Origin of the sequence: Streptomyces sp. ATCC 21386 (genome assembly GCF_018728545.1) — a bacterium.
GTDB lineage: Bacteria > Actinomycetota > Actinomycetes > Streptomycetales > Streptomycetaceae > Streptomyces.
This window is the reverse complement of the sequence record NZ_JAAVVL010000001.1, coordinates 9,615,909-9,637,593: the sequence shown is the minus strand read 5'-3', so window position 1 is coordinate 9,637,593 and position 21,685 is coordinate 9,615,909. Positions and strand designations below refer to the sequence as shown.

14 protein-coding genes and 2 tRNA genes are annotated in these 21,685 nt (G+C 72.0%); 12 read left to right on the top strand and 4 right to left on the bottom strand.

Going from position 1 to position 21,685, the window contains the following annotated elements:
- Window positions 1-101 precede the first annotated feature (101 nt).
- On the top strand, window positions 102-728 hold the full coding sequence (locus GWK25_RS41510; RefSeq protein WP_215456808.1) for a SigE family RNA polymerase sigma factor: 627 nt from the start codon (window positions 102-104) through the stop codon (window positions 726-728).
- Window positions 729-883: 155 nt separating this feature from the next.
- Window positions 884-2,542, top strand: a complete 1,659-nt coding sequence (locus GWK25_RS41505) for a long-chain fatty acid--CoA ligase (RefSeq protein ID WP_215456806.1) — start codon at window positions 884-886, stop codon at window positions 2,540-2,542.
- A gap of 90 nt (window positions 2,543-2,632) precedes the next feature.
- Here the strand turns inward: GWK25_RS41505 and GWK25_RS41500 are convergent, their stop codons facing one another.
- Together GWK25_RS41500 and GWK25_RS41495 are read right to left on the bottom strand one after the other, a co-directional pair.
- Window positions 2,633-7,822 (bottom strand): PAS domain-containing protein, encoded by a 5,190-nt coding sequence (locus GWK25_RS41500; protein ID WP_215456804.1) that lies wholly within the window; start codon window positions 7,820-7,822, stop codon window positions 2,633-2,635.
- 329 nt (window positions 7,823-8,151) lie between these two features.
- On the bottom strand, window positions 8,152-8,751 hold the full coding sequence (locus GWK25_RS41495) for an SSI family serine proteinase inhibitor (protein ID WP_215456801.1): 600 nt from the start codon (window positions 8,749-8,751) through the stop codon (window positions 8,152-8,154).
- Between the two features lie 212 nt (window positions 8,752-8,963).
- Here GWK25_RS41495 and GWK25_RS41490 point away from each other — a divergent pair.
- From GWK25_RS41490 to GWK25_RS41445, 10 genes are all read left to right on the top strand, one after another.
- Window positions 8,964-9,054, top strand: a tRNA-Ser gene (locus GWK25_RS41490).
- A gap of 199 nt (window positions 9,055-9,253) precedes the next feature.
- A tRNA-Arg gene (locus tag GWK25_RS41485) sits at window positions 9,254-9,326 on the top strand.
- A gap of 148 nt (window positions 9,327-9,474) precedes the next feature.
- A complete protein-coding gene (locus tag GWK25_RS41480) occupies window positions 9,475-9,696 on the top strand; it encodes a hypothetical protein (RefSeq protein WP_033526723.1) in 222 nt (73 codons plus the stop codon).
- Between the two features lie 258 nt (window positions 9,697-9,954).
- Window positions 9,955-10,842: a DUF2797 domain-containing protein gene (locus tag GWK25_RS41475; protein WP_215456799.1), complete on the top strand. Its 888-nt coding sequence runs from the start codon at window positions 9,955-9,957 to the stop codon at window positions 10,840-10,842.
- 343 nt (window positions 10,843-11,185) lie between these two features.
- Window positions 11,186-11,926: a response regulator transcription factor gene (locus tag GWK25_RS41470; protein ID WP_215456797.1), complete on the top strand. Its 741-nt coding sequence runs from the start codon at window positions 11,186-11,188 to the stop codon at window positions 11,924-11,926.
- Complete coding sequence (locus GWK25_RS41465) at window positions 11,923-13,665, top strand: HAMP domain-containing sensor histidine kinase (RefSeq protein ID WP_215456788.1); 1,743 nt, start codon at window positions 11,923-11,925, stop codon at window positions 13,663-13,665. The genes GWK25_RS41470 and GWK25_RS41465 overlap by 4 nt, the downstream gene beginning before the upstream one ends.
- Window positions 13,666-13,705: 40 nt before the next feature.
- Window positions 13,706-15,298: a bifunctional glycosyltransferase family 2/GtrA family protein gene (locus GWK25_RS41460; protein ID WP_215456786.1), complete on the top strand. Its 1,593-nt coding sequence runs from the start codon at window positions 13,706-13,708 to the stop codon at window positions 15,296-15,298.
- The gene (locus tag GWK25_RS41455) at window positions 15,295-17,541 is read left to right on the top strand and encodes a glycosyltransferase family 39 protein (RefSeq protein WP_215456784.1); all 2,247 of its coding nucleotides are present in this window, start codon (window positions 15,295-15,297) and stop codon (window positions 17,539-17,541) included. Before GWK25_RS41460 ends, GWK25_RS41455 begins: the two co-directional genes overlap by 4 nt.
- Before the next feature lie 133 nt (window positions 17,542-17,674).
- On the top strand, window positions 17,675-19,177 hold the full coding sequence (locus GWK25_RS41450) for an MFS transporter (protein ID WP_215456782.1): 1,503 nt from the start codon (window positions 17,675-17,677) through the stop codon (window positions 19,175-19,177).
- A gap of 214 nt (window positions 19,178-19,391) precedes the next feature.
- Complete coding sequence (locus GWK25_RS41445) at window positions 19,392-20,153, top strand: TetR/AcrR family transcriptional regulator (protein WP_215456781.1); 762 nt, start codon at window positions 19,392-19,394, stop codon at window positions 20,151-20,153.
- 37 nt (window positions 20,154-20,190) lie between these two features.
- On the opposite strand, the gene GWK25_RS41440 is transcribed toward GWK25_RS41445, so the two are convergent.
- The gene (locus GWK25_RS41440; RefSeq protein WP_215456779.1) at window positions 20,191-20,655 is read right to left on the bottom strand and encodes a PPOX class F420-dependent oxidoreductase; all 465 of its coding nucleotides are present in this window, start codon (window positions 20,653-20,655) and stop codon (window positions 20,191-20,193) included.
- A 110-nt stretch (window positions 20,656-20,765) separates the two neighbouring features.
- Window positions 20,766-21,635: a YceI family protein gene (locus tag GWK25_RS41435; protein ID WP_215456778.1), complete on the bottom strand. Its 870-nt coding sequence runs from the start codon at window positions 21,633-21,635 to the stop codon at window positions 20,766-20,768.
- Window positions 21,636-21,685: the final 50 nt, after the last annotated feature.

Here is a 21,685-nt window from a genome sequence, read left to right as displayed (position 1 = left end):
TCCAGTAGGTGGGGTCTGCTCCACTCCTACAACCTGAGGGGGATTCGTCTTCGGGACCTGCGGCCGATCCGCCGGGCGGGGCCCGCTCCTAGCGTGGAGCCATGACCACACCCGTCTGCACCAGCGCTTCGCAGGCCGCTGCACCAGTGCCGCGGACCCTGTCGACCACGGCCCGCTCGCACTCGGCCCGCTCGCACTCCGCCCGGCCGACCCTGCCGGGCCGGGCGGACCTGTCGTACCCGTCGTTCTCGGCGTACGTGAAGGCCCGCCAGCCGGTGCTGCTGCGGACCGCCCGCTCGCTGACCGCGAACCCGTGCGACGCCGAGGACCTGTTGCAGACCGCGCTGGCCAAGACATACGTCGCCTGGGAGCGCATCGAGGACCACCGGGCCCTCGACGGCTATGTCCGACGGGCGCTGCTGAACACCCGGACGTCCCAGTGGCGCAAGCGCAAGGTGGACGAGTTCGCGTGCGACGAGCTGCCGGAGCCCGACGGGGTCCAGACCGCCGACCCGGCCGAGCAGCAGGCGCTCCACGACGCGATGTGGCGGGCGATCATGAAGCTGCCGGCGCGGCAGCGGGCCATGGTCGTCCTCAGGTACTACGAGGACCTGAGCGAAGTCCAGACCGCGGAGGTGCTGGGCGTCTCGGTCGGCACGGTGAAGTCGGCGGTGTCCCGCGCGCTGGGCAAGCTGCGCGAGGACCCTGAGCTGGAACCCGTCCGCTAGCCCGATCGTTGGCCTGACATGCGGCCGCGATCAAGCACCTCGGACAACGTTCTCTGATCGATCATTCCGGCACCTAGTGACATACCGCTCGGTATGTGAGCAGAATCAGCGCAACCGTTACCACCGCGTAGGCAGAGCCGCCCCGGGAGGACGCCGTGCTGAGCACCATGCAGGACGTACCGCTGTTGATCTCCAGGATCCTGGCCCATGGGTCGAGCATCCACGGGACGTCGCAGGTGATCACCTGGACCGGCGAGGGCGAGCCCGACCGCCGCTCCTACGCCGAGATCGGCGCCCGCGCCGCGCAGCTGGCCCACGCCCTGCGCGAGGACCTCGGGGTCGACGGTGACGAACGGGTCGCCACCCTGATGTGGAACAACGCGGAACACGTCGAGGCGTACTTCGCGATCCCCTCCATGGGCGCCGTCCTCCACACCCTCAACCTGCGGCTGCCCCCCGAGCAGCTCGCCTGGATCGTCAACCACGCCGCCGACCGCGTGATCATCGCCAACGGCTCGCTGCTCCCCCTCCTCGCGCCGCTCCTCCCGCACCTCAAGCCGGTGGAGCACGTCGTCGTGGCCGGGCCCGGTGACCGGTCGCTGCTCGCCGGGGCGAGCGTCCAGGTGCACGAGTACGAGGACCTGATCGCCGGCAAGCCGACCACCTACGACTGGCCCGAGCTGGACGAACGCACCGCCGCGGCCATGTGTTACACCTCCGGCACCACCGGCGACCCCAAGGGCGTCGTCTACTCCCACCGCTCGATCTATCTGCACTCCATGCAGGTCAACATGGCCCAGTCCATGGGCCTGACGGACGCGGACCTCTCGCTCGCCGTCGTCCCGCAGTTCCATGTCAACGCCTGGGGTCTGCCGCACGCGACGTTCATGACCGGCGTCAACATGCTGATGCCGGACCGGTTCCTGCAGCCCGGCCCGCTCGCCGAGATGATCGAGACGCTGAAGCCGACGCACGCCGCCGCCGTGCCCACCATCTGGCAGGGCCTGCTCGCGGAGCTGTCCGCCCGCCCGCGCGAGGTCGCCTCCCTGACCCAGGTGACCATCGGCGGCTCGGCCTGCCCGCCCGCCCTCATGCAGGCCTTCGACAAGCTGGGCATGCGTGTCTGCCACGCCTGGGGCATGACGGAGACCTCCCCGCTCGGCACGATCGCCCGGCCGCCGGCCGGTGTGGAGCCGGGCTCGGAGGAGGAGTTCGCCTACCGCCTCACCCAGGGTCGCTTCCCCGCCTCCGTCGAGGCCCGTCTCACCGGTCCCGGTGGCGAACGCCTCCCCTGGGACGGCGAGTCCGCCGGTGAGCTGGAGGTCCGTGGTCCCTGGATCGCGGGTGCCTACTTCGGCGGCCAGGGTGCCGAGCCCATCCGCCCCGACGACAAGTTCAGCGAGGACGGCTGGCTGAAGACGGGCGACGTCGGCACGATCAGCCCCGACGGCTTCCTCACCCTCACCGACCGGGCCAAGGACGTCATCAAGTCCGGTGGTGAGTGGATCTCCTCGGTCGAGCTGGAGAACGCGCTCATGGCCCACCCGGACGTCGCCGAGGCCGCCGTCGTAGCCGTGCCGGACGAGAAGTGGGGCGAGCGTCCCCTCGCCACGGTCGTGCTGAAGGAGGGCTCCACCGCCGACTTCGCAGCCCTGCGGTCCTTCCTCGCCGACGAGGGCCACATCGCCAAGTGGCAGCTCCCCGAGCGCTGGACGATCATCGAGTCGGTGCCGAAGACGAGCGTGGGCAAGTTCGACAAGAAGGTGCTGCGGAGGCAGTACGCGGAGGGTTCGCTGGACGTGACGCAGATCTGACGCCCTTTCGCGAATGACGTACGGCAGTTGGGGCGGTGTTTCACGTGAAACACCGCCCCAACTGTTGCTGTCCGTGGGCTCAGTTCTGGTTCAGTTCGTGCCGACTCGTGCCAACAGGTCCACGATCCGGGTCTGTACCTCGGGGCTCGTCGAGCGTTCCGCGAGGAAGAGGACCGTCTCCCCCGAGGCCAGGCGCGGGAGTTCGGACTGGTCGACGGCGGCCGTGTAGACGACGAGCGGGGTGCGGTTCAACTGGCCGTTCGCCCGCAGCCAGTCGATGATGCCGGCCTGGCGGCGGTGCACCTGGAGCAGGTCCATCACCACGAGGTTGGGCCGCATCTGCGCGGCCAGGGTGACGGCGTCCGCGTCCGACGCCGCCCGCGCGACCTGCATGCCACGCCGTTCCAGCGTCGCGGTCAGGGCGAGCGCGATCTCCGCGTGCTCCTCGATGAGCAGCACACGCGGCGGATGCTGCTCGGAGTCACGCGGCGCGAGCGCCTTCAGCAGGATGGCCGGGTCGGCCCCGTACGCCGCCTCGCGCGTCGCCTGACCGAGGCCCGCCGTGACGAGGACGGGGACCTCGGCGGCCACGGCGGCCTGCCGCAGCGACTGAAGTGCCGTGCGGGTGATGGGGCCGGTCAGCGGGTCCACGAACAGGGCGGCCGGGTACGCGGCGATCTGGGCGTCCACGTCCTCGCGGGAATTCACGATGACGGGCCGGTAGCCCCGGTCGCTCAGGGCCTGGTGGGTGGTCACGTCCGGCGCGGGCCACACCAACAGCCGGCGCGGATTGTCGAGCGGCTCCGGTGGCAACTCGTCGTCCATCGGCTGCGGATGCGGCCGGTCGGGGACCTCCACCGCGCCGCCGGGCCCGTCGAGAGGCTCCGGACCTTCGTCCGCGTTCTCGTCGGGCGCCCCTATGGCGTACGACCGCCCGGCACCCTCCGTACGGCCCGTCAGCCGGGACTGTCCCGCGAGGGACGGCTGCGGCGGGAGCGGAACCTGGCCGGCGAGCGAGGGTTGCGCCGGCAGCGGGACCTGCCCGGCGAGAGAGGGCTGCGACACCTGCGCGGCCGTCTGCGGTTGCGCCGCGGCCTGGCCGGCGGGCGGAGTCTGTCCGGTGCCGGCCCGCAGGCCCGTGCCATTGCTCGGGGTGGACTGCGGGTGGGGGCGCGCGCCCGTCTCGGGCCGGTCGCCGGTCGGCTGGGGCGGAGTGCCCAGCTTGCGGCGCCTGCCGGAACCGCCGGGCTGGTTCGGGGCGGGTGTGGACCCGGCCTGCGGCTGCGCCTGCGCGGCGGCCTGTACACCGGACCGCGCTGCCTGCGGCTGTGCCTGTGCCTGGGCCTGGGGGCCGCCCTGACGGGAGAAGGGGACACCCTGGCCGAGCGTCCGCACGCTGATCGACCTTCCCTGGGTGGAGTTGGGGTCGGCAGGGGCCGCCGCAGGAGCGGTGGCCGGTGCGGTGGTTCCGGCGGCGGGCGCGGCCGGCGCCGGGGCGGCCTGCGCCTGCGCCGGGGCTGCGGCCTCGGCAGGCAACGGCTGTGCGACGCGCGGCTGCTGGACGGCGACCTCGGGCGGCAGCGGGGTGCCCGAGGACGGGGTCGGCTGAGGGGGCAGCGGCGCCTGAGGAGCTGCTACGGGGATGCCGACGCCGGAGGCCTCGTGGCGCGGGTCCGGCCAGGACTGCGGCTGCTGTTGCGGCTGGGCCGCTCCGGGGGCGGCGACCTGAGCGGGGGCGGGCTGGGCGGGGGAGGGCTGAGCGCCGGGCACGCCCTGCATCCCGGGTACGGCCTGGACCCCCGGTACGCCCTGTGCGCCCGGTACGACGACGGAGTGCCCGAGGGCTGCGGCCTGCGCGGGCGCCTGCTGCCGGTCACCGGGCACCGCTTGAGGCGGGACGACTCCCTGGACGGCACCCGGTTGTCCGACGACGGGTTGTCCGACGACGTGCTGTGCCGGAGCGCTCTGAGCAGCGGTGGCCTGTGCGGCGAGAGGCTGCCCGATGGCTGCCTGCCCGGGGAGGCCCTGCCCGGGAAGAGCTTGTCCGGGGGCTGCCTGAGCGGCGGCGCCAGGGGCCCCTTGCGGAGCGACGGACTGCGCGGCCGCGATCCCCGCAGGGACGGGCTGACCGGGGACCACCCCGGCGGCCTGGGCGGGAACGGACTGCGCGGCGGCCATCGGCCTGCCCTGGGCCGGGACCGGCTGCCCGGGGCCACCCTGCGGGGGAATGCCCTGGGTGGCGGCGCCCTGTGCCGGCGCCCCCTGCCCCGGTGCCGTCCTGTCCGCGCCGTCGCCCTGCTGAGGGGCGGGCTGCCGTACCGCGCGGCGTCGGCCCGTGGGCGTAGGTACCGGGTGCGGCTGCGGCGGGGTGTGGTCGTCGCCGGCGTCATGGAACGCGGCGTCATGGCGACCCTCGTCGGCACCGCCGACCGGGGCTCCCGACATCGCCGCCGCGGCGGCCACTTGGCCACCTCCGGGTGCCTGCCCGGCACCGGCCGGCTGCCCCGAGCCCGGCCCGGCAACGCCACCCGGAACCCCCGGACCGCTCTGGGGAAGCGGCTGTCCGACGCCGGCGGCGGGCACCGGCCCGCCGCCCGGCACGACTCCCCCGGGCGGCACGGGCCCACCGGCGGGGACCTGTCCACCGACGGCGACCTGTCCACCGACGGGGACCTGCCCTCCCGGCACCGGCCCGCCGGCGGCGGGCCCCCCGGCAGCGGCGGCCGCCGCCGCACCCTGGTCACCCTCGCCGTCGTACGCCTCCCCGGCCTGCACGGGCACTGCGGTTCCGGCGGCTCCGGCGGGCAACGGCATCGGCATCGGCATCGCTCTGCCGGCGGCGCCAGGCGCCCCCGGCGGCGGAACCGGGCCGAGGCCGGGGGCGTTCGTGTACTCGGGACCCCGGTCGGCCTCGGCCGGTGGCAGGGCGAAGACGGCTCGCGTGCCCGGCTCGGGCGCGGCGGCGCGTTCCTCGCCGCCCCCGAGGGCACGACGACGGCGACCGGTGGGCTGCTGGGCGCCGCCCGCTTCGGCGGCGGTCGCCTCGGTGACCGCGCCCGGACCCGCCGGCAGCGCCGGCGGCAACGCGTTCTGCGGCGCGTCCTGTGCCCCGTTCTGCGCCGCGGGCTCGCGGCGCGCACGACGTCCGCTGGGCGCGGGCACACCCTGCGGCGGTACGGTCCCGCCCAGTCCGGTGGCGTTGGCGGCCGCACCCGCCGCGTGCTCGGCCGCCGTGACGACAGCGCCCTCGGTGGCCACGGCCTCACCGGCCGCCTCGGCAGCTGCGGCACGTCCACGGCGTCGCCCTGTGCCCCCGGAGCCCTCGCCCTCAACGCTCTCACCGGATCCGACCGCGCCGACGGCCGCGCCCGGCGCACCCGCCGCGTCCTCCGCCCTGCGCCGGCGCCGCCCGGTCGGGGCGACCGCGGCCTCGGCGTCGGGGCCCTCGGGAGTGTCCTCGCTCTCCAGGAACGCGTCCACCGACGAACGCCGCGCCCGCCGCCGCCCGCCACCGACGGGGGCCTGCTCGGGCAGGGCGACCTCCGCACCGGTGGCCACGGCCCCGGGGTCGGGCTCGACGCCCATCACGGCGGGCAGCTGCGCGGCCGGCATCGCCCCGGCGCCACCGCCGAGCGGCACCTCCAGCACATACGCGCTGCCGCTCATCCCCGGCACCTCGACCGTCTGGAGCACACCGCCGTGCGCCCGCACGATCCCCTGGACGATCGGCTGGTGCACCGGGTCTCCCCCGGCGTACGGCCCACGCACCTCGATGCGCACGACCTCACCGCGCTGCGCGGCCGCCACGACGACGGTGTTGTCCATGTAGCCGCCGGTGGACATGGGCGCGTTGCCCGTCGCGTCGACACCGGCGACATCGGCGACGAGGTGCGCGAGGGCGGTCGCGAGCCGCGCCTGGTCCACCTCCGCCTCGATGGGCGGAGCGTGCACGGCGAACTGCACCCGCCCCGGCCCGACCAGCTCCACGGCCCCGTCGACACCGGCCGCGACGACCGCGTCGAGCATCACCGCCGTACGTACGAGGTCGTCCTCACCCGCGTCGATGCGCTGGTAGCCGAGCACGTTGTCGATGAGCGTCGTGATCCGTGAGTACCCGGCGGTCAGGTGGTGCAGGACCTGGTTCGCCTCGGGCCACAGCTGCCCGGCGTCGTCGGCGGCGAGCGTGCCCAGCTCGCTGCGGAGCTGGTCGAGCGGACCGCGCAGCGAGGTGCCCAGCACGGCGAGCAGCTGCTCGTGCCGCGCGGCCAGCGCCTCGTACCGGTCCTTCTCGCGCTCCCCGAGCGCCGCGTACCGCTCGTCCCCGGCGGCGAGTTCCTCGGCATGCTGCTCGCCCAGCTCGGCCAGCTCGGCGGTGTGCTCCTCGCGCACGCTCGCGAGTTCCTCGGCGTGCTCCTTGGCGAGTCGCTCCAGCTCCGCCGCGTGCTTCTCGGCCTCGGCGTCCTTCTCCTCGGCGAGCTTGTCGTACTGCCGCCGGTCGGTGAACGTCATCACGGCGCCGACGAGCTGGTCGCCGTCGCGCACCGGCGCGGTCGTCAGATCGACCGACACCTTCTCGCCGTTCTTCGCCCACAGCACCTGCCCGCGCACCCGGTGCTTGCGCCCGGACTTCAGGGTGTCCGCGAGGGGCGACTCGGTGTACGGGAAGGGGGCGCCGTCCTCGCGGGAGTGCAGCACGAGGGTGTGCAGCTCGCGTCCGCCGAGGTCACTGGCCCGGTAACCCAGTATCTGAGCGGCGGCCGGATTGACGAGAACGATCCGACCGTCGGTGTCGGTCCCGACCACGCCCTCGGACGCGGCCCGCAGGATCATTTCGGTCTGCCGTTGCGAACGCGCGAGTTCGGCCTCGGTGTCGACGGTGCCCGAAAGATCCCGTACGACCAGCATGAGCAGCTCGTCATTGGCGTAGCCGTAACCGTCGTACGCCTGCTGCCCGTTCTCCAGATTCGCGCTTGTGACCTCGACCGGGAACTCGCTGCCGTCGGTCCGGCGGGCGATCATGCGGGTCGGCTTGGTCCGCCCCGTCGGGTCCATGGTGTCGGGCCGCCGCATGGACCCCGGGATGAGCCGGGAGTCGAACTCGGGCAGCAGGTCCAGCAGGCCGCGTCCGACCAGGGCGGTGCCCGGGGCCTCGAAGGCCTCCAGCGCGATGGTGTTGGCGTTGACGACGGTCCCATTGGCGTTGACCAGCACCAACGCATCGGGCAGCGCGTCCAGTATGGCTGCGAGGCGAGCAGCGCCTCGGGATGGCCTGCTGCTCACGAGACGCTTCCTCCCTGTTACCGCACCTTGCCGACCGCTGGGCCCATGGCCATCTTGCCAACCGGCCCGCAACGTGTCACGCGAGGGAGTCTACGGGCAGAGGTTGCGCTCGCGACGCCGGATGAGAGGGAGGTCGCACACCGAACATACGGAGATGCCGTGACTGTGCGAACGCGGATGCCGTGACCGTGTGTTTTGCCGGAGGACCTTGACGGAGGCACATATGTGCGGCCTGTGCGCGGGCGCCGGGAGGGGTGTGGGCGCCGCCCGAGGCGTGGCCGATTTCGCGCCCCTCCTCTTTCCTTTCTCGTCCCTTCCTCTCCTCCCTCTTACGCGCGGAGGTCCGGCAGTACGGGAACCATGTCGTCCCAGCGGGCGATCTCGCAGCCGTCGCCGCGGTCGAAGCGGGCGTCGACGCGGCGTCCGGCCCAGGTACCGGTCACGTGCGCGGTGGCCGGTCCGCCGTACTGCATCGTGCACACGGTGCCGGACCGGACCGGTGCGAAGGGATCCGTCCCCCAGGTCGTCCGGCGGTCGAGCCGCCCGCACGCCTCCCGTACGTCCGGGTGCGTGCCCCCTTCCGGATGGCAGCGCAGCTCGAAGGTGCCGTCCGCGCCGCCGCCGGCCTGGCGCACGGTGACGGTCAGCCGATCCCCGGGCCCGCCGGCCGGGCCGGGCGTGGGCGGCGCGGGCCGCGACACCGCCTCGGCGGCGTACGCGCCCGGCGCCACCGGCGCGAGCGTGCCGGCGGCACCCGCGGCGACCGAGGCGACGACCCCGAGGAGGACCCGGCCCAGGGCGGCGGTGGGGCGGGTGGGGTGTGGGGCGGGCGGTGTGGTGGTGGGGAGCGCGGAGGGACACGCGGCGGCGAGGGGGGTGGGGGAACCTGTGGGGGGCTTCCGGCGCGCGCCGGGAAGGCTCTGCAACATGACCTGACTAACGCCGTGCCCGCCCTGCGGTTGCGGCGCCGTCGTACGCCGTGTCCGCCCCGCGCGGCCGCCGCGCCGCACCACTCCCGACGTGCCATACGGCTTTGCCCTGCGGGCTCTCCGCCTAGTACCGTGGGAGGCGATTGGTGACAGCCCACCAGGCTGTGTCATCATCTGCACGCACCACTCGCGCTCGCGCGGGCGGTTGTGCTGGAGGCGTCGCCTAGTCCGGTCTATGGCGCCGCACTGCTAATGCGGTTTGGGACTTCAATCCCATCGAGGGTTCAAATCCCTCCGCCTCCGCGCTTGATCACCGAAGCCCCGGTCCACGCGACCGGGGCTTCGTCGTTCCCGCCCTCGCTCCATGACCCCCTCGCATGGCGTTTTCCCAGCTCACAAGGGGTGCGGCAAACGGATTTCACATGCCGACGGCAGTCATGTAATGTTCTTCCTGTCGCCGCGAGCGGGCCGAAAGGACCGGGACCGGCGAAAAACAGAACAAGCACTCGTAGCTTAACGGATAGAGCATCTGACTACGGATCAGAAGGTTGCAGGTTCGAATCCTGCCGAGTGCACAGCAGTCCAGAGGCCCTGTGGAGTGATCCACAGGGCCTCTGGCTTTTGCCGTGTCGGCGGCATGGGAGAGGTGTGCCGCCCCGCGGATGAAGATCAAGTGGCTCTTGGCCGGTCGGGGGTTCCGGTGGTTGGCGCATACTGGTCGCAATGACAAAGCCAGGTGCACCGAAGCGCTATCTGCCCACCAGTCCCTTCAAGGCCCCGGTCGCCCCGCCTCCCAAGCACTTCGCGGTGGGCGACCAGGTCACGCATGACATGTACGGTCTCGGCCGGGTGATCGGTATCGAGGACGGGATCGCGGCGCTCGTCGACTTCGGTTCGGCGCGGCAGCGGATCCTCAGCCCGTACAGCAAGATGAGCAAGCTGTAGGGCGACGCACGGCCGGATGGCCGGACGTCCGCATCGCGGTCGGGTTTCGATCGGGAGGGGCGCGCCCCTCGGTTCCGCCATGCCCCCGAATCCGCGATGGTCCGGAGTCCGCGATGGTCCCGAGTCCGTCGTGCCGCTCCGAGTCCGTCGTGCTGCTCCGAGTCCGTCGTGCCGCTCCGAGTCCGTCGTTCCCCGGACGTCCGCGTCCCGCTCGCCGGGCGGACGCGTTGTCAGTGGTGCCCTCTACTGTCGTGAGGGATGGCACGCGTGTGGAGATGTACGGGGCTGCGCTGGGGCGAGGACGGGGCGCCGTCGTTGCGGTGGGCTGGGGGACGGCGCAGTCCGCTGCCGCGGGGGAAAGCGGTGGCCTTCGAGGTCGTGAGCGACGGGCGTACGTGCGTCGGCGCTCGCGGGAACCCGTGTCCGGTGCGGGCCGAGGTCCCCGGGCGGAGTACGGGCGCCCGATGCGAGGAGTGTGCGCGGCTCGACCGGGCGCACTCCGTGGCCGCCGACACGATCGCCGACGACCCGCGGCCGTATCACGTGTATCTCGCGTGGTTCGGGCCCGGCATGGTGAAGGTCGGGATCACCGCCGCCGAGCGGGGACCGGCGCGGTTGTTGGAGCAGGGCGCGGTGTGCTTCGGGTGGCTCGGGCGTGGGCCGTTGATGGCCGCCCGGCGGTCGGAGGAGATGCTGCGGGCCGCCCTCGGTGTGCCCGATCGGATTCCGTACGCCGACAAGCGGGTCGTGCGGGCCGGGCCGTCGACGCTCGAGGAGCGTGTCGGGGAGTTGGCCGAGCTGCACGAACGCGCCCAGGGGCTCGCGGCGTGGCCCGAGTCGTTGGAGCGCCTTCCCTTCCAAGCCGTCGACCACTTCGCGGCGTTCGGGCTCGACGGGTTGCCGGCCGCCGGCGGTGTGGTGACCGAGCTGGTGCCGGGCGGGGCCGTGGGCGGAGAGATCCTCGCCGTCGCCGGACCCGATCTCCATCTGGCCACCCGGCGCGGAGTCGTCGTGCTCGACACCCGGCTCATGACGGGCTGGGAGCTGACCGCGCCCGTCGGCGAGGGCTCCCGGGACGTCCTCACCCTGCCCGTACGGGAGTTGCGCAGCCCAGGGGACGGGAGCGTGCAGGACGGGCTGTTCTGAGACGACGGGGACGAGGGCGTTCAGGGGAGAAGGGTGGGCAGGCCGGGAAGGGCGTAGGAGCTTCGCTCTGCTGCGGGCGGGCGCATCATGACGGCGCTTGCATAAAAGTGGGGTGAGTGAGGCGCCGCCCCGAGTTCGTTCCTGAGTGGCGCGGCTGTGGGGCACCGGTGAGACGGCCTGGGGAACGCCCTGCGGACGATCAGAAAACTGCTGGTCGGCGGGGATGGTGTCCGAGAAGTCGGGGATCTTCCCAAGGGGTTCCTGAGAGGCGCCTGTGCGTTTCTCAGAAAAATCACAGGTTCCGGAAAGGGTGTTCTCAGGGGGCCCCGACAAGGTGTTCAGCATGACCACGACCTCGCCCCAGGGGCGCACCGAACTGCTGAGGCCGGACGGGAGCCCCGTCCGAGTGCTTGTGGTGGACGACGAGCTGTCGATCACCGAGCTGTTGTCCATGGCCCTGCGCTATGAGGGATGGCAGATCCGGAGTGCGGGGGACGGCACGGGTGCCCTCCAGACCGCCCGGGACTTCCGGCCCGACGCCGTCGTCCTCGACATGATGCTGCCCGACATGGACGGCCTGACCGTCCTCGGTCGGCTGCGGCGTGAACTGCCGGACGTGCCGGTGCTCTTCCTGACCGCGAAGGACGCGGTCGAGGACCGGATCGCCGGGCTCACCGCCGGTGGTGACGACTACGTCACCAAGCCGTTCAGCCTCGAAGAGGTCGTGGCGAGACTGCGCGGGCTGATCCGGCGGTCCGGTGCCGCCGACCGTCGTTCCGACTCCGTGCTCGTCGTCGGTGACCTCATGCTCGACGAGGACAGCCACGAGGTGTCGCGCGGCGGGTCGAACATCCACCTCACCGCCACCGAGTTCGAGCTGCTGCGGTTCCTGATGCGGAACCCGCGGCGCGTCCTCAGCAAGGCGCAGATCCTCGACCGCGTGTGGTCGTACGACTTCGGTGGCCAGGCCAATGTGGTCGAGCTCTACATCTCGTATCTGCGGCGCAAGATCGACGCCGGGCGTGAGCCGATGATCCACACCCGGCGTGGGGCCGGCTATCTGATCAAGCCCGCCTCGTCATGAGCGGGCGACGACGGACGCGTACGCAGAGGCAACCGTGGCCGTGGCTGAAGCGAGGACAGCCGCGCACGCTGCGTACGCGGCTCGTCGTCTCCGCGGTGGCGTTGATCGCGGTGGTGGCCTCCGTCATCGGAACCGTGACGACGTTCGCGCTGAGTGAGCATCTGTACCAGCAGCTGGCGTCCGAGGTGAAGGACATCGCCAAGCGCACGGACGGGCCCCGGGGACCGGGGGGCGTGAGGATCGGCACGCCGGGCGACGTCGACACCAGCACCTTGACGACGGACGAGAAGCTCCAGTTCGTCACGAAGGGCGGTTCGCCGGAGTACACGATCGGCGCCGTCGTGCGGAACGGGACCATCGTCAAGGGTGTCGTCGGCGAGCTGGCGAACTCCAGCACCACCGGCCCGGACATGAGGGCTGTCACGCTGAGCGACGCGGACCTCGCCGCGCTCGCCACAGTCGCCAAGGACGGCGACACGCACAAGGTCAGACTGCCCGACCAGGGCGATTACCTGGTCAAGTACCAGACCAACCAAGACGGTGACGCGTTCTACGTGGGCCTGCCCACCAAGTCCGTCACCAATACCCTCAGCACCCTCATCGCCGTGGAACTCAGCGTCACCGGCGCCGGGCTCGTCGCCGCCGGTATCGCCGGGTCCGTGCTCGTCGGGGTCGCGCTGCGGCCGTTGCGGAAGGTGGCGGCCACGGCGACCCGGGTCTCCGAGCTGCCGTTGCACACCGGTGAGGTGACCCTCAACGAGCGGGTGCCCGCGTCCGAGACCGATCCGTACACCGAGGTCGGCCAGGTCGGCGCCGCGCTCAACCGCATGCTCGACCACATCCATGGCGCCCTGCACTCACGGCAGGAGAGCGAGACACGCGTACGGCAGTTCGTGGCCGACGCCAGTCACGAGCTGCGGACGCCGCTGGCCTCGATCCGCGGGTACGCCGAGCTGACCCGGCGCGGCCGGGAGGAGGTCGGGCCCGACACCCGGCACGCGCTCGGGCGGATCGAGTCCGAGTCCGGGCGGATGACCATGCTCGTCGAGGACCTGCTGCTGCTCGCGCGGCTCGACGCGGGACGCCCGTTGCAGTTCGAGCAGACCGACCTCATCCCCCTCGTCGTGGACACCGTCAGCGACGCGCGCGTGGCCGGGCGGAGCCACAGCTGGCGGCTCGACCTGCCGGACACCCCCGCCCTGGTGTCGGCGGACGCGGCTCGGCTCCAGCAGGTGCTCGTCAATCTGCTCGCCAACGCCCGGACGCACACGCCACCGGGCACCACCGTCACCGCGCGCGTGCAGCGGCGCGGGCCGTGGATGTGCGTCGACGTCGAGGACGACGGACAGGGCATCCCGGGGGAGTTGCTGCCGCGTGTGTTCGAGCGGTTCGCGCGCGGGGACTCCTCCCGGTCCAGGGCCTCCGGCTCGACCGGACTCGGGCTCGCCATCGTGCAGGCCGTCGCCGACGCGCACGGCGGTGCCGTGACCGTCGACAGCGTGCCCGGCAGGACCGTGTTCACCGTGCATCTGCCGGCCCTCGGCCGGGCCGCACCGCTGCTCGACGACGCCGCGAACTGGGAGCTCGACGACGTCCGCTACGACGGCGAACACCGCGGTGAGCACCAGGGGCAGCGCGACGGCGTGTTCGACGACGCCTTCGACCGCGCCTTCGACGGGGACGGGCTGGTGACCGGCGCGACACCTGACAATCGGACTCACAGGCCCACCACAGTGTGAGCACACGGGCATAACAGAGCGGCTCGCGAATGTGGTCTGCATGCGAACCGACTCTTCTCCTGGCACTCTGCCGGCGCGGGAGCACCTCCCGGCCGGAAACGCCGGTACGCCTGTCCTGGACGTAGTGATCCCCGTCTACAACGAGGAGAAGGACCTCCAGCCGTGCGTGCTCAGACTGCACGAGCACCTCGCGCGCACGTTCCCGTACGCGTTCCGCATCACGATCGCGGACAACGCGTCGACGGACACCACCCCGCGGGTGGCCGCACGGCTGGCGGCGGAGCTCCCCGAGGTGATGTCCTTCCGCCTGGAGCAGAAGGGGCGGGGTCGGGCCCTGCGGACGGTGTGGTCCGCGTCCGACGCGCCTGTCCTCGCCTATATGGACGTGGACCTGTCGACGGACCTCAACGCCCTGCTCCCGCTCGTCGCCCCGTTGATCTCAGGCCACTCGGACCTCGCGATCGGCTCCAGGCTCGCCCGCTCCTCGCGGGTGGTGCGCGGCACCAAGCGGGAGTTCATCAGCCGCGCGTACAACCTGATCCTGCGCGGCTCGCTGCAGGCCCGGTTCTCGGACGCGCAGTGCGGGTTCAAGGCGATACGCCGGGACGTCGCCCAGGAGCTGCTGCCCCTGGTCGAGGACACCGGGTGGTTCTTCGACACCGAGATGCTGGTGCTCGCGGAGCGGGCCGGGCTCAGGATCCACGAGGTCCCGGTGGACTGGGTCGACGACCCGAACTCGACCGTCCACATCGTGAAGACGGCCACCGACGACCTCAAGGGTGTCTGGCGGGTGGGCAAAGCGCTGGCCACCGGGTCCCTCGCGCTCGACCGGCTCGCACGGCCGTTCGGGGACGATCCCCGGGACCGCGAGATCCAGGACGTGCCGCGCGGCCTCGCCCGCCAGCTGCTCGGCTTCTGTGTGGTGGGCGGCTTCTCCACCCTGTTCTACCTGCTCCTCTACAGCGGCTTCCGGGCCCTCTTCGCGGCGCAGATCGCCAACGCGCTCGCCCTGCTGGTCTCGGCGATCGCCAACACGGCCGCCAACCGACGGCTGACCTTCGGCGTCCGGGGCCGCGGCGGTGTCATCAAGCACCAGGCGCAGGGGCTGGTGGTGTTCGGCATCGGACTGGCCCTCACCAGCGGCTCGCTCGCCGCACTGCACGCGGCGACCTCCGCCCCCGCGCACTCCACGGAACTGGCGGTCCTCGTCGCGGCCAACCTCGCGGCGACGGTGCTGCGGTTCCTGCTCTTCCGGGCGTGGGTGTTCCCGGACCGGCGTGACGGTTCGTTCGTCGACGGTTCGTACGTCGAATGCTCCCTCGTCGACGGCTCCCTCGCGGGGGGCTCGACCGTCGCCGCCTCGCACCACCCCGCTCCGCACGAGCCCGCTCCGCACCAGCCGGTCTCGCACCACCCCGCTCCGCCGGTCCACGCGACCGCGGCGACGGCGACGGCGACGGCGACGGTACGCCCGGGACAGCCGGAGCCGTACGGCCATCAGGACTGGTTCCGGCCGACGTACACCACGACCCCGTTCCGCGCCGGAGAAGCCGCGGACCGCACCTGGGGGGAGCCGACCATGCAGATGCGGCCGGTGCGCCCGCACGATCAGGATTCGAGGAACGCACGATGACCACGCAGTTCGAGACGACGGGCCGGCCGGACGGTCCCGGCCCGGACCCCGCCCCCGGTCCCGACTGGGGACCGCCGCCCACCGCGACCGCCGTACAGGAACCGGTTGTTCCGCAGGCGGCCGCCGAGTCCCCTGCCCCGGGCGCGGGCGAGCCCGGGCAGCCCTTCGCCAAGCGCCTGTGGAGAGGCAGGCCCGAGGACCATCGCTGGATCCGCCCCGGCTTCCTCCTCACCCTCCTGCTCATCGGCGGGCTCTACACCTGGAACCTCACGGCCTCCGGATACGCCAACTCCTTCTACTCGGCGGCCGTACAGGCGGGCAGCCAGTCCTGGAAGGCCTTCTTCTTCGGCTCGCTGGACTCCGCCAACGCGATCACCGTAGACAAGCCCCCGGCCTCCCTCTGGCCGATGGCGCTGTCGGTGCGCCTGTTCGGCCTGAACTCCTTCGCGATCCTGTTCCCGCAGGTCCTGATGGCCGTCGCCACCGCCGGGGTGCTGTGGGCGGCCGTGCGCCGGCGCTTCAACGCCACGGCAGGCTTCGTCACCATGGCGGTGTTCGCGCTCACGCCGGTCGCCGCGCTGATGTTCCGCTTCAACAACCCGGACGCGGCGCTCGCGCTGCTGATGGCCGCGGCGGTCTACTGCACGCTGCGCGCGATGGAGAGGGCGCAGACGAAGTGGCTGGTCTGGGCGGGTGTCGCCATCGGCCTCGCCTTCCTGGTCAAGACGTTGCAGGCGTTTCTGATCCTGCCGGTCCTCGCGCTCGTGTACGTCGTCCTCGCGCCGGCCTCGGTGAAGAAGCGGGTCAGCCAGGTGCTGCTCGCCGGGCTCGCGATGGTCGTGGCCGGCGGCTGGTGGGTCGCGATCGTCGAGTTGTGGCCCGCGTCGTCCCGCCCGTACATCGGTGGCTCGCAGAACAACTCCTTCCTCGAACTGACCTTCGGCTACAACGGTCTCGGCCGTCTCAACGGCGAGGAGACCGGCAGCGTCGGCGGTGGCGGAGGCGGCGGTGGCGGCAACTGGGGCGAGAACGGCTGGGACCGGATGTTCAGCTCCTCCGTCGGCGGTCAGATCTCCTGGCTGATCCCGGCCGCGCTGATCTTCCTCGGTGCCGCGGTCTGGGCCACGCGGAAGCTGAAGCGCACGGACACGACCCGGGCGGCCTTCCTCCTCTGGGGCGGCTCGCTGCTGATCACCATGGTGATCTTCAGCTTCATGCAGGGCATCTTCCACGAGTACTACACGGTGGCTCTCGCCCCCTACATCGCGCCGCTGATGGGCATGGGCGCGGCTCTGCTGTGGGACCAACGGGGCAAGTTCTGGGCGTCGATCACGCTGGCCGCCGCCATGACGGCCACGGCCGTCTGGGGTTATGTCCTGCTCAACCGCTCTTCCGACTACCTGCCCTGGCTGAAGTGGGTCGTGCTCGTCGGCGGTCTGGCCGCCGCGCTCGGGCTGGTCTTCGTGGCCAGGCTGGGGCGGCGGCTGGCCCTGGCGGTCGTCGGGCTGGGCATCGTCACGGCGGTGGCGGGCCCGACGGCGTACACCTTCACCACCCTCAACGAGGGGCACGCCGGTTCGATCGTGACGGCCGGCCCGTCGACCCGCGGGGGCATGGGCGGTGGCCCCGGCGGCGGCATGGGCGGCGGTCCCGGTGGTGGCGGTGGCGGAATGCCGGGTCAGAACAACCAACAGGGCGGCTGGCCCGGTCAGAACGGCAACGGTCAGATGGGCCGGCCCCCGACCGGCGGCTTCGGCGGCCAGAACAACCAGCAGGGCCAGAACAACCAGCAGAACCAGCAGGGTCAGGGCAACGGCCAGACGCAGAACGGTGACGGCGGTCGCACGGCCGGCGGCGGTGGTGGCGGCATGGGCGGCCTGATCAACGGCACCTCCGTCAGCGACGAGGCCAAGGAAGTGCTGGAGAAGAACGCGGGGGACTACACCTGGGCGGCCGCCGCCATCGGCGCCCAGAACGCGGCGAGCTACCAGCTCTCCACCGGAGACCCCGTCATGGCGATCGGCGGCTTCAACGGCACCGACCCGTCCCCGACCCTCACGGAGTTCAAGGAGTACGTGGAGGACGGCAAGATCCACTACTTCATCGCCGCTGGCTCGGGCGGCGGCATGGGCCGCGGCGGCAGCGACGGCACCTCCGCGCAGATCAGCTCCTGGGTCCAGGAGAACTTCGAGTCGGTGACGGTCGACGGCACGACGTTCTACGACCTGACGCAGGCGAAGTAGACCAAGGCCGCGACGTGAGCGGGGCGGTGCCCGGGGTGTGGACGACCCCCCGGGCCACCGCCCTTTTCGCAGTCCGGGAAGACCCGGGCAACCGCGTTGTACGCCGTATAAGAACTGTTCTACGGTGTACAACATGTCGACCCCCGCCGCCCCTGCCGCCCCCACCACCCAGGGGCACCCACAGCGCTGGATCATCCTCGGTGTCATCTGTCTCGCGCAGCTGACCGTGCTGCTGGACAACACCGTCCTGAACGTGGCGATCCCGTCCCTCACCGAGGAGTTGGGGGCGGCCACCTCGGACATCCAGTGGATGATCAACGCGTACTCGCTGGTGCAGTCGGGGCTGCTGCTCACCGCCGGCAGCGCGGCCGACCGCTACGGCCGCAAGAAGATGCTGATCGCGGGTCTGGTGCTGTTCGGCATCGGCTCGCTCGTGGCCGGACTCGCCCAGTCCACGGGGCAGTTGATCGCGGCGCGAGCCGGGATGGGTGTCGGCGGCGCGCTGCTGCTGACCACGACCCTCGCCGTCGCCATGCAGATCTTCACGCCCGAGGAGCAGCCGAGGGCGATCGGCATCTGGGCGGCGGTCAACGCGCTCGGCTTCGCGGCCGGCCCCCTCCTCGGTGGTTTCATGCTCGGTCACTTCTGGTGGGGCGCCATCTTCCTGATCAACCTGCCGGTCGCCGCGCTCGGCGTGGTGGCCGTGATCGCGCTGGTCCCCGAGTCGAAGAATCCCCAGGGCGACCGGCCGGACCTGCTGGGCGCGCTGCTGTCGACCGTCGGTATGACCGCCCTCGTCTACGCGATCATCTCGGGCCCCGAACACGGCTGGACGTCGGGCCGCGTGCTCGCCACGGCCGCCGTCGCCGCGGTCGTCCTCACGGCCTTCGCGTACTGGGAGAGCCGCATCCCCTATCCCATGCTGGACCTGCAGTTCTTCCGCGACCGCCGCTTCACCGGGGCCGTCGCCGGGGCCGTCCTCATCACCTTCGGCATGGGAGGCGCGCTCTTCCTCCTCACCCAGCATCTGCAGTTCGTGCTCGGCTACGACGCGTTGGAGGCGGGACTGCGCACCGCGCCGCTCGCCCTGGTCGTCGTCGCCCTCAACTTCTCGGGGCTGTCGGCGAAGTGGACGGCGAAGCTCGGGATGCCGCTGTCCATCGCGCTGGGGATGGTGCTGATGTCGGGCGGGCTGGTCTCCATCGCCACGATGGCCTCCGGCGGTTACGCCGGGACACTGCTCGGGCTGGTGCTGATCGGGGTGGGCTGCGCGGTCGCCAACCCCGCGATGGCGCACGCGATCATGAGCGCGATCCCGCCGGCCAAGGCGGGGGTGGGCGCCGGGATCAACGGCACGCTCGCGGAGTTCGGCACGGGGCTGGGCGTGGCGGTGTTGGGGGCCGTGCTCAACTCGCGGTTCGCGGCGCTGGTCTCGGTGGCGGCGGCGTCGCTGCCGGCGGCGTTGGCGGGCGCGGACACGGCTGCCGAGCGGGCCGCGATGGTGTCGGCGTTCTCCGCCGGAGTGGAGACGAGCCTGGTGGTGGGGGCGGTGGCTGTGCTGCTCGGGGGGTTGGTGGCTGCGGGGCTGCTGCGCAGGGCGGAGAAGGGGGAGCGGGAGTTGGTGGGCGCCTCATAGGGCGGGGGTCCTGTTGTCGGGCGGCCGCGGGTCGTTCGTGGTTGCTCGCGCCCACGCGGTGGAGTCGCACATCGATACAGCCCCGCGCCCCTGGAGGGCGCGCTACGCGGCCCTCCCGCGCGCCCTGAAAGGCGCAGGCCCCTCCCCACGGTGGCATCCGCCTAGCATCGTCACCGGCGGAGAAACAGAGGAAGCCGTTCTCGGAAGGTGCGTCATGGTGAAGGGAGCCGGTCGGTCCGGAGGTTCCGCGCGGGCCAGTGTGTGGCTGGACGAGAAGGCGCGGGGCGGGCGGGGCGGACAGCCCTCGGGGCTGGACCGGGAGCGGATCATCGTGGCGGCCGTGCGGCTGCTGGACGCCGAGGGGCTCGCCAAGTTCTCGATGCGGCGGCTGGCGGCCGAGCTGAACGTGACGGCGATGTCGGTCTACTGGTACGTGGACACCAAGGACGACCTGCTGGAACTGGCCCTCGACCAGATCTTCGACGAGATGCGGCTTCCCCCGCCCGACTCCGACGAGGACTGGCGGGACCAACTGCGCACGCTGGCCGGGGAGTACCGGGCGGTCCTGGTCCGCCACCCCTGGGTCTCGCCCCTCGCCGGCACCTTCCTCAACATCGGCCCGCGCTCACTGGACTTCTCGCTCGCCGTGCAGCGCGTGATCCGCCGCACCGGGCTGCCGGCGCGCGGCCAGGCCGGTGCCATCGCGGCGGTCTTCCAGTTCGTGTACGGCTTCGGCACCATCGAGGGCCATTTCGCGCAGCGCGCCGCCGCGGCCGGGATGACCCAGGAGGAGTACTTCCGCGCGGCCATGAGCGCCGTGTCCGACTCCCTCGCACCCCATGAGGTCATCCAGCACTCCGCCGCCCTCATGGAGGCCCGCGGCGGTGAGACCGTCGAGGAGATGCGCGAACGCGACTTCGTCTACGCCCTGGACACCCTCGTCGCCGGCATCGAGGTGATGGCGACGAGGGGGTGAGGAGCGCTCGACGGGGACGGCGACGGTGACGAGGGCGCTACTGCGCCAGCCGTGCCGGGAAGCCGCCGGTGGCCACCGGTCCCCACCTCACCGGGGTGATCCGGATGATCGACTTGCCCTGCTTGATCATCGCCTCGCGGTACTCGTCCCAGTCCGGGTGCTCGCCCGAGATGTTGCGGAAGTACTCCACCAGGGGCTCGACCGAGTCCGGCGAGTCGATGACCTCGGCCGTGCCGTCGATCTGCACCCAGGGGCCGTCCCAGTCGTCGCTCAGCACGACGACGCTCACACGCTCGTCCCGCTTGGCGTTCCTGGTCTTGGCCCGCTCGGGATACGTGGAGACCACGATCCGGCCCGAGTCGTCGACACCGCAGGTCAGCGGGGAGGCTTGAGGGCTGCCGTCGGACCGCCGGGTGAGCAGGAGCGCCCGGTGCCGGGGGCGTACGAAGTCGAGCAGTTCTTCGAGGGAGACCGACGTGTTGGTCGCGATGTTCCGTGCCATGCGCTCAGCGTAGGGCCGGGGGAGCCGAATAGCTCGAGGGGTACTGCGGTTCGGCGGCTGCCGGTGCGTTGGGGTTGTTCGCGCAGGTCCCCGCGCCCCTGCAGGGCACGCTACGCGCCGCCCTGCACCGCTTGTACGTCCAGCTCGACCCTCAAGGTCGTGCCGATGGCCGCGATCCCCGCCTGCACCACCTGGTTGTAGTTCATGGCGAAGTCCGCACGACGGAGTTCGGCGGTGGCCCGGAACGCGGCGCGAGTGCCTCCCCACGGGTCCGCGCCGGTGCCCAGGTACGCCAGGTCCAGGTCGACCGGCCGTACGACCCCGCGCATGCCCAGCTCGCCGTGGACGGTCCACCGGTCAGGGCCGACGGGCGTGAGGCCGGTCGAGACATAGGTGATCTCGGGGTGCCGTTCGACGTCGAGGAAGTCCGGGGAGCGCAGGTGCTGGTCCCGGGTCGCGTTCCCTGTGTCGATCGAGGCGGCCCGGATCACCGCCTCCACCCGGGACTTGGTCCCCTCGTCGGGGGCCGGGGCGATCTCGACGGAGGCCGCGAAGTCGGTGAAGCGGCCGTGGACGCTGGAGATCCCGAGGTGCTGGGCCACGGCGGCGACGGAGGAGTGGGCGGGGTCGACGGTCCAGGGCCCGGACGGGGGCAGTTCGGTACCGCCCAGCCGGTTCATCGTGACCGTACCGACCTCCGCCCGCCCGCTTGCTGTCACCAGGGCGCTGGAGGCCATCGGCGTGTGGCCGACCGCCGTCACGATCACCGTGTACGCGCCCGGCGCGAGCGGCGTGGGGTCGTTCACGACCCCCTCGGTGTCCGCCTCGGCCCGCAGCACCTGCGTACCGGTCATGTCCGTCACGGTGACGACCGCGTGCGACACGGCCCAGCCGTCCCGGGTACGAATCCTCGCGGTCAGCCCGGCCCGCCCGATGGGCCGTGTCTGTCCTGACGGTTCTGCCTGTCCTGTCGGTCCCATGTCGGTCAACTCCTCAGCATGCGACCGGCCGGTGGAGCGGGGGGAGGCTC

What these genes read in the sequence shown, in the direction of transcription:
- GWK25_RS41465 (WP_215456788.1), top strand. Translation starts at nt 11,923, where the DNA reads ATGAGCGGGCGACGACGGACGCGTACGCAGAGGCAACCGTGGCCGTGG.
- GWK25_RS41510 (WP_215456808.1), top strand. Translation starts at nt 102, where the DNA reads ATGACCACACCCGTCTGCACCAGCGCTTCGCAGGCCGCTGCACCAGTG.
- GWK25_RS41470 (WP_215456797.1), top strand. Translation starts at nt 11,186, where the DNA reads ATGACCACGACCTCGCCCCAGGGGCGCACCGAACTGCTGAGGCCGGAC.
- GWK25_RS41475 (WP_215456799.1), top strand. Translation starts at nt 9,955, where the DNA reads ATGGCACGCGTGTGGAGATGTACGGGGCTGCGCTGGGGCGAGGACGGG.
- GWK25_RS41450 (WP_215456782.1), top strand. Translation starts at nt 17,675, where the DNA reads ATGTCGACCCCCGCCGCCCCTGCCGCCCCCACCACCCAGGGGCACCCA.
- GWK25_RS41495 (WP_215456801.1), bottom strand. Translation starts at nt 8,751, where the DNA reads ATGTTGCAGAGCCTTCCCGGCGCGCGCCGGAAGCCCCCCACAGGTTCC.
- GWK25_RS41445 (WP_215456781.1), top strand. Translation starts at nt 19,392, where the DNA reads ATGGTGAAGGGAGCCGGTCGGTCCGGAGGTTCCGCGCGGGCCAGTGTG.
- GWK25_RS41460 (WP_215456786.1), top strand. Translation starts at nt 13,706, where the DNA reads ATGCGAACCGACTCTTCTCCTGGCACTCTGCCGGCGCGGGAGCACCTC.
- GWK25_RS41440 (WP_215456779.1), bottom strand. Translation starts at nt 20,655, where the DNA reads ATGGCACGGAACATCGCGACCAACACGTCGGTCTCCCTCGAAGAACTG.
- GWK25_RS41455 (WP_215456784.1), top strand. Translation starts at nt 15,295, where the DNA reads ATGACCACGCAGTTCGAGACGACGGGCCGGCCGGACGGTCCCGGCCCG.
- GWK25_RS41435 (WP_215456778.1), bottom strand. Translation starts at nt 21,635, where the DNA reads ATGGGACCGACAGGACAGGCAGAACCGTCAGGACAGACACGGCCCATC.
- GWK25_RS41480 (WP_033526723.1), top strand. Translation starts at nt 9,475, where the DNA reads ATGACAAAGCCAGGTGCACCGAAGCGCTATCTGCCCACCAGTCCCTTC.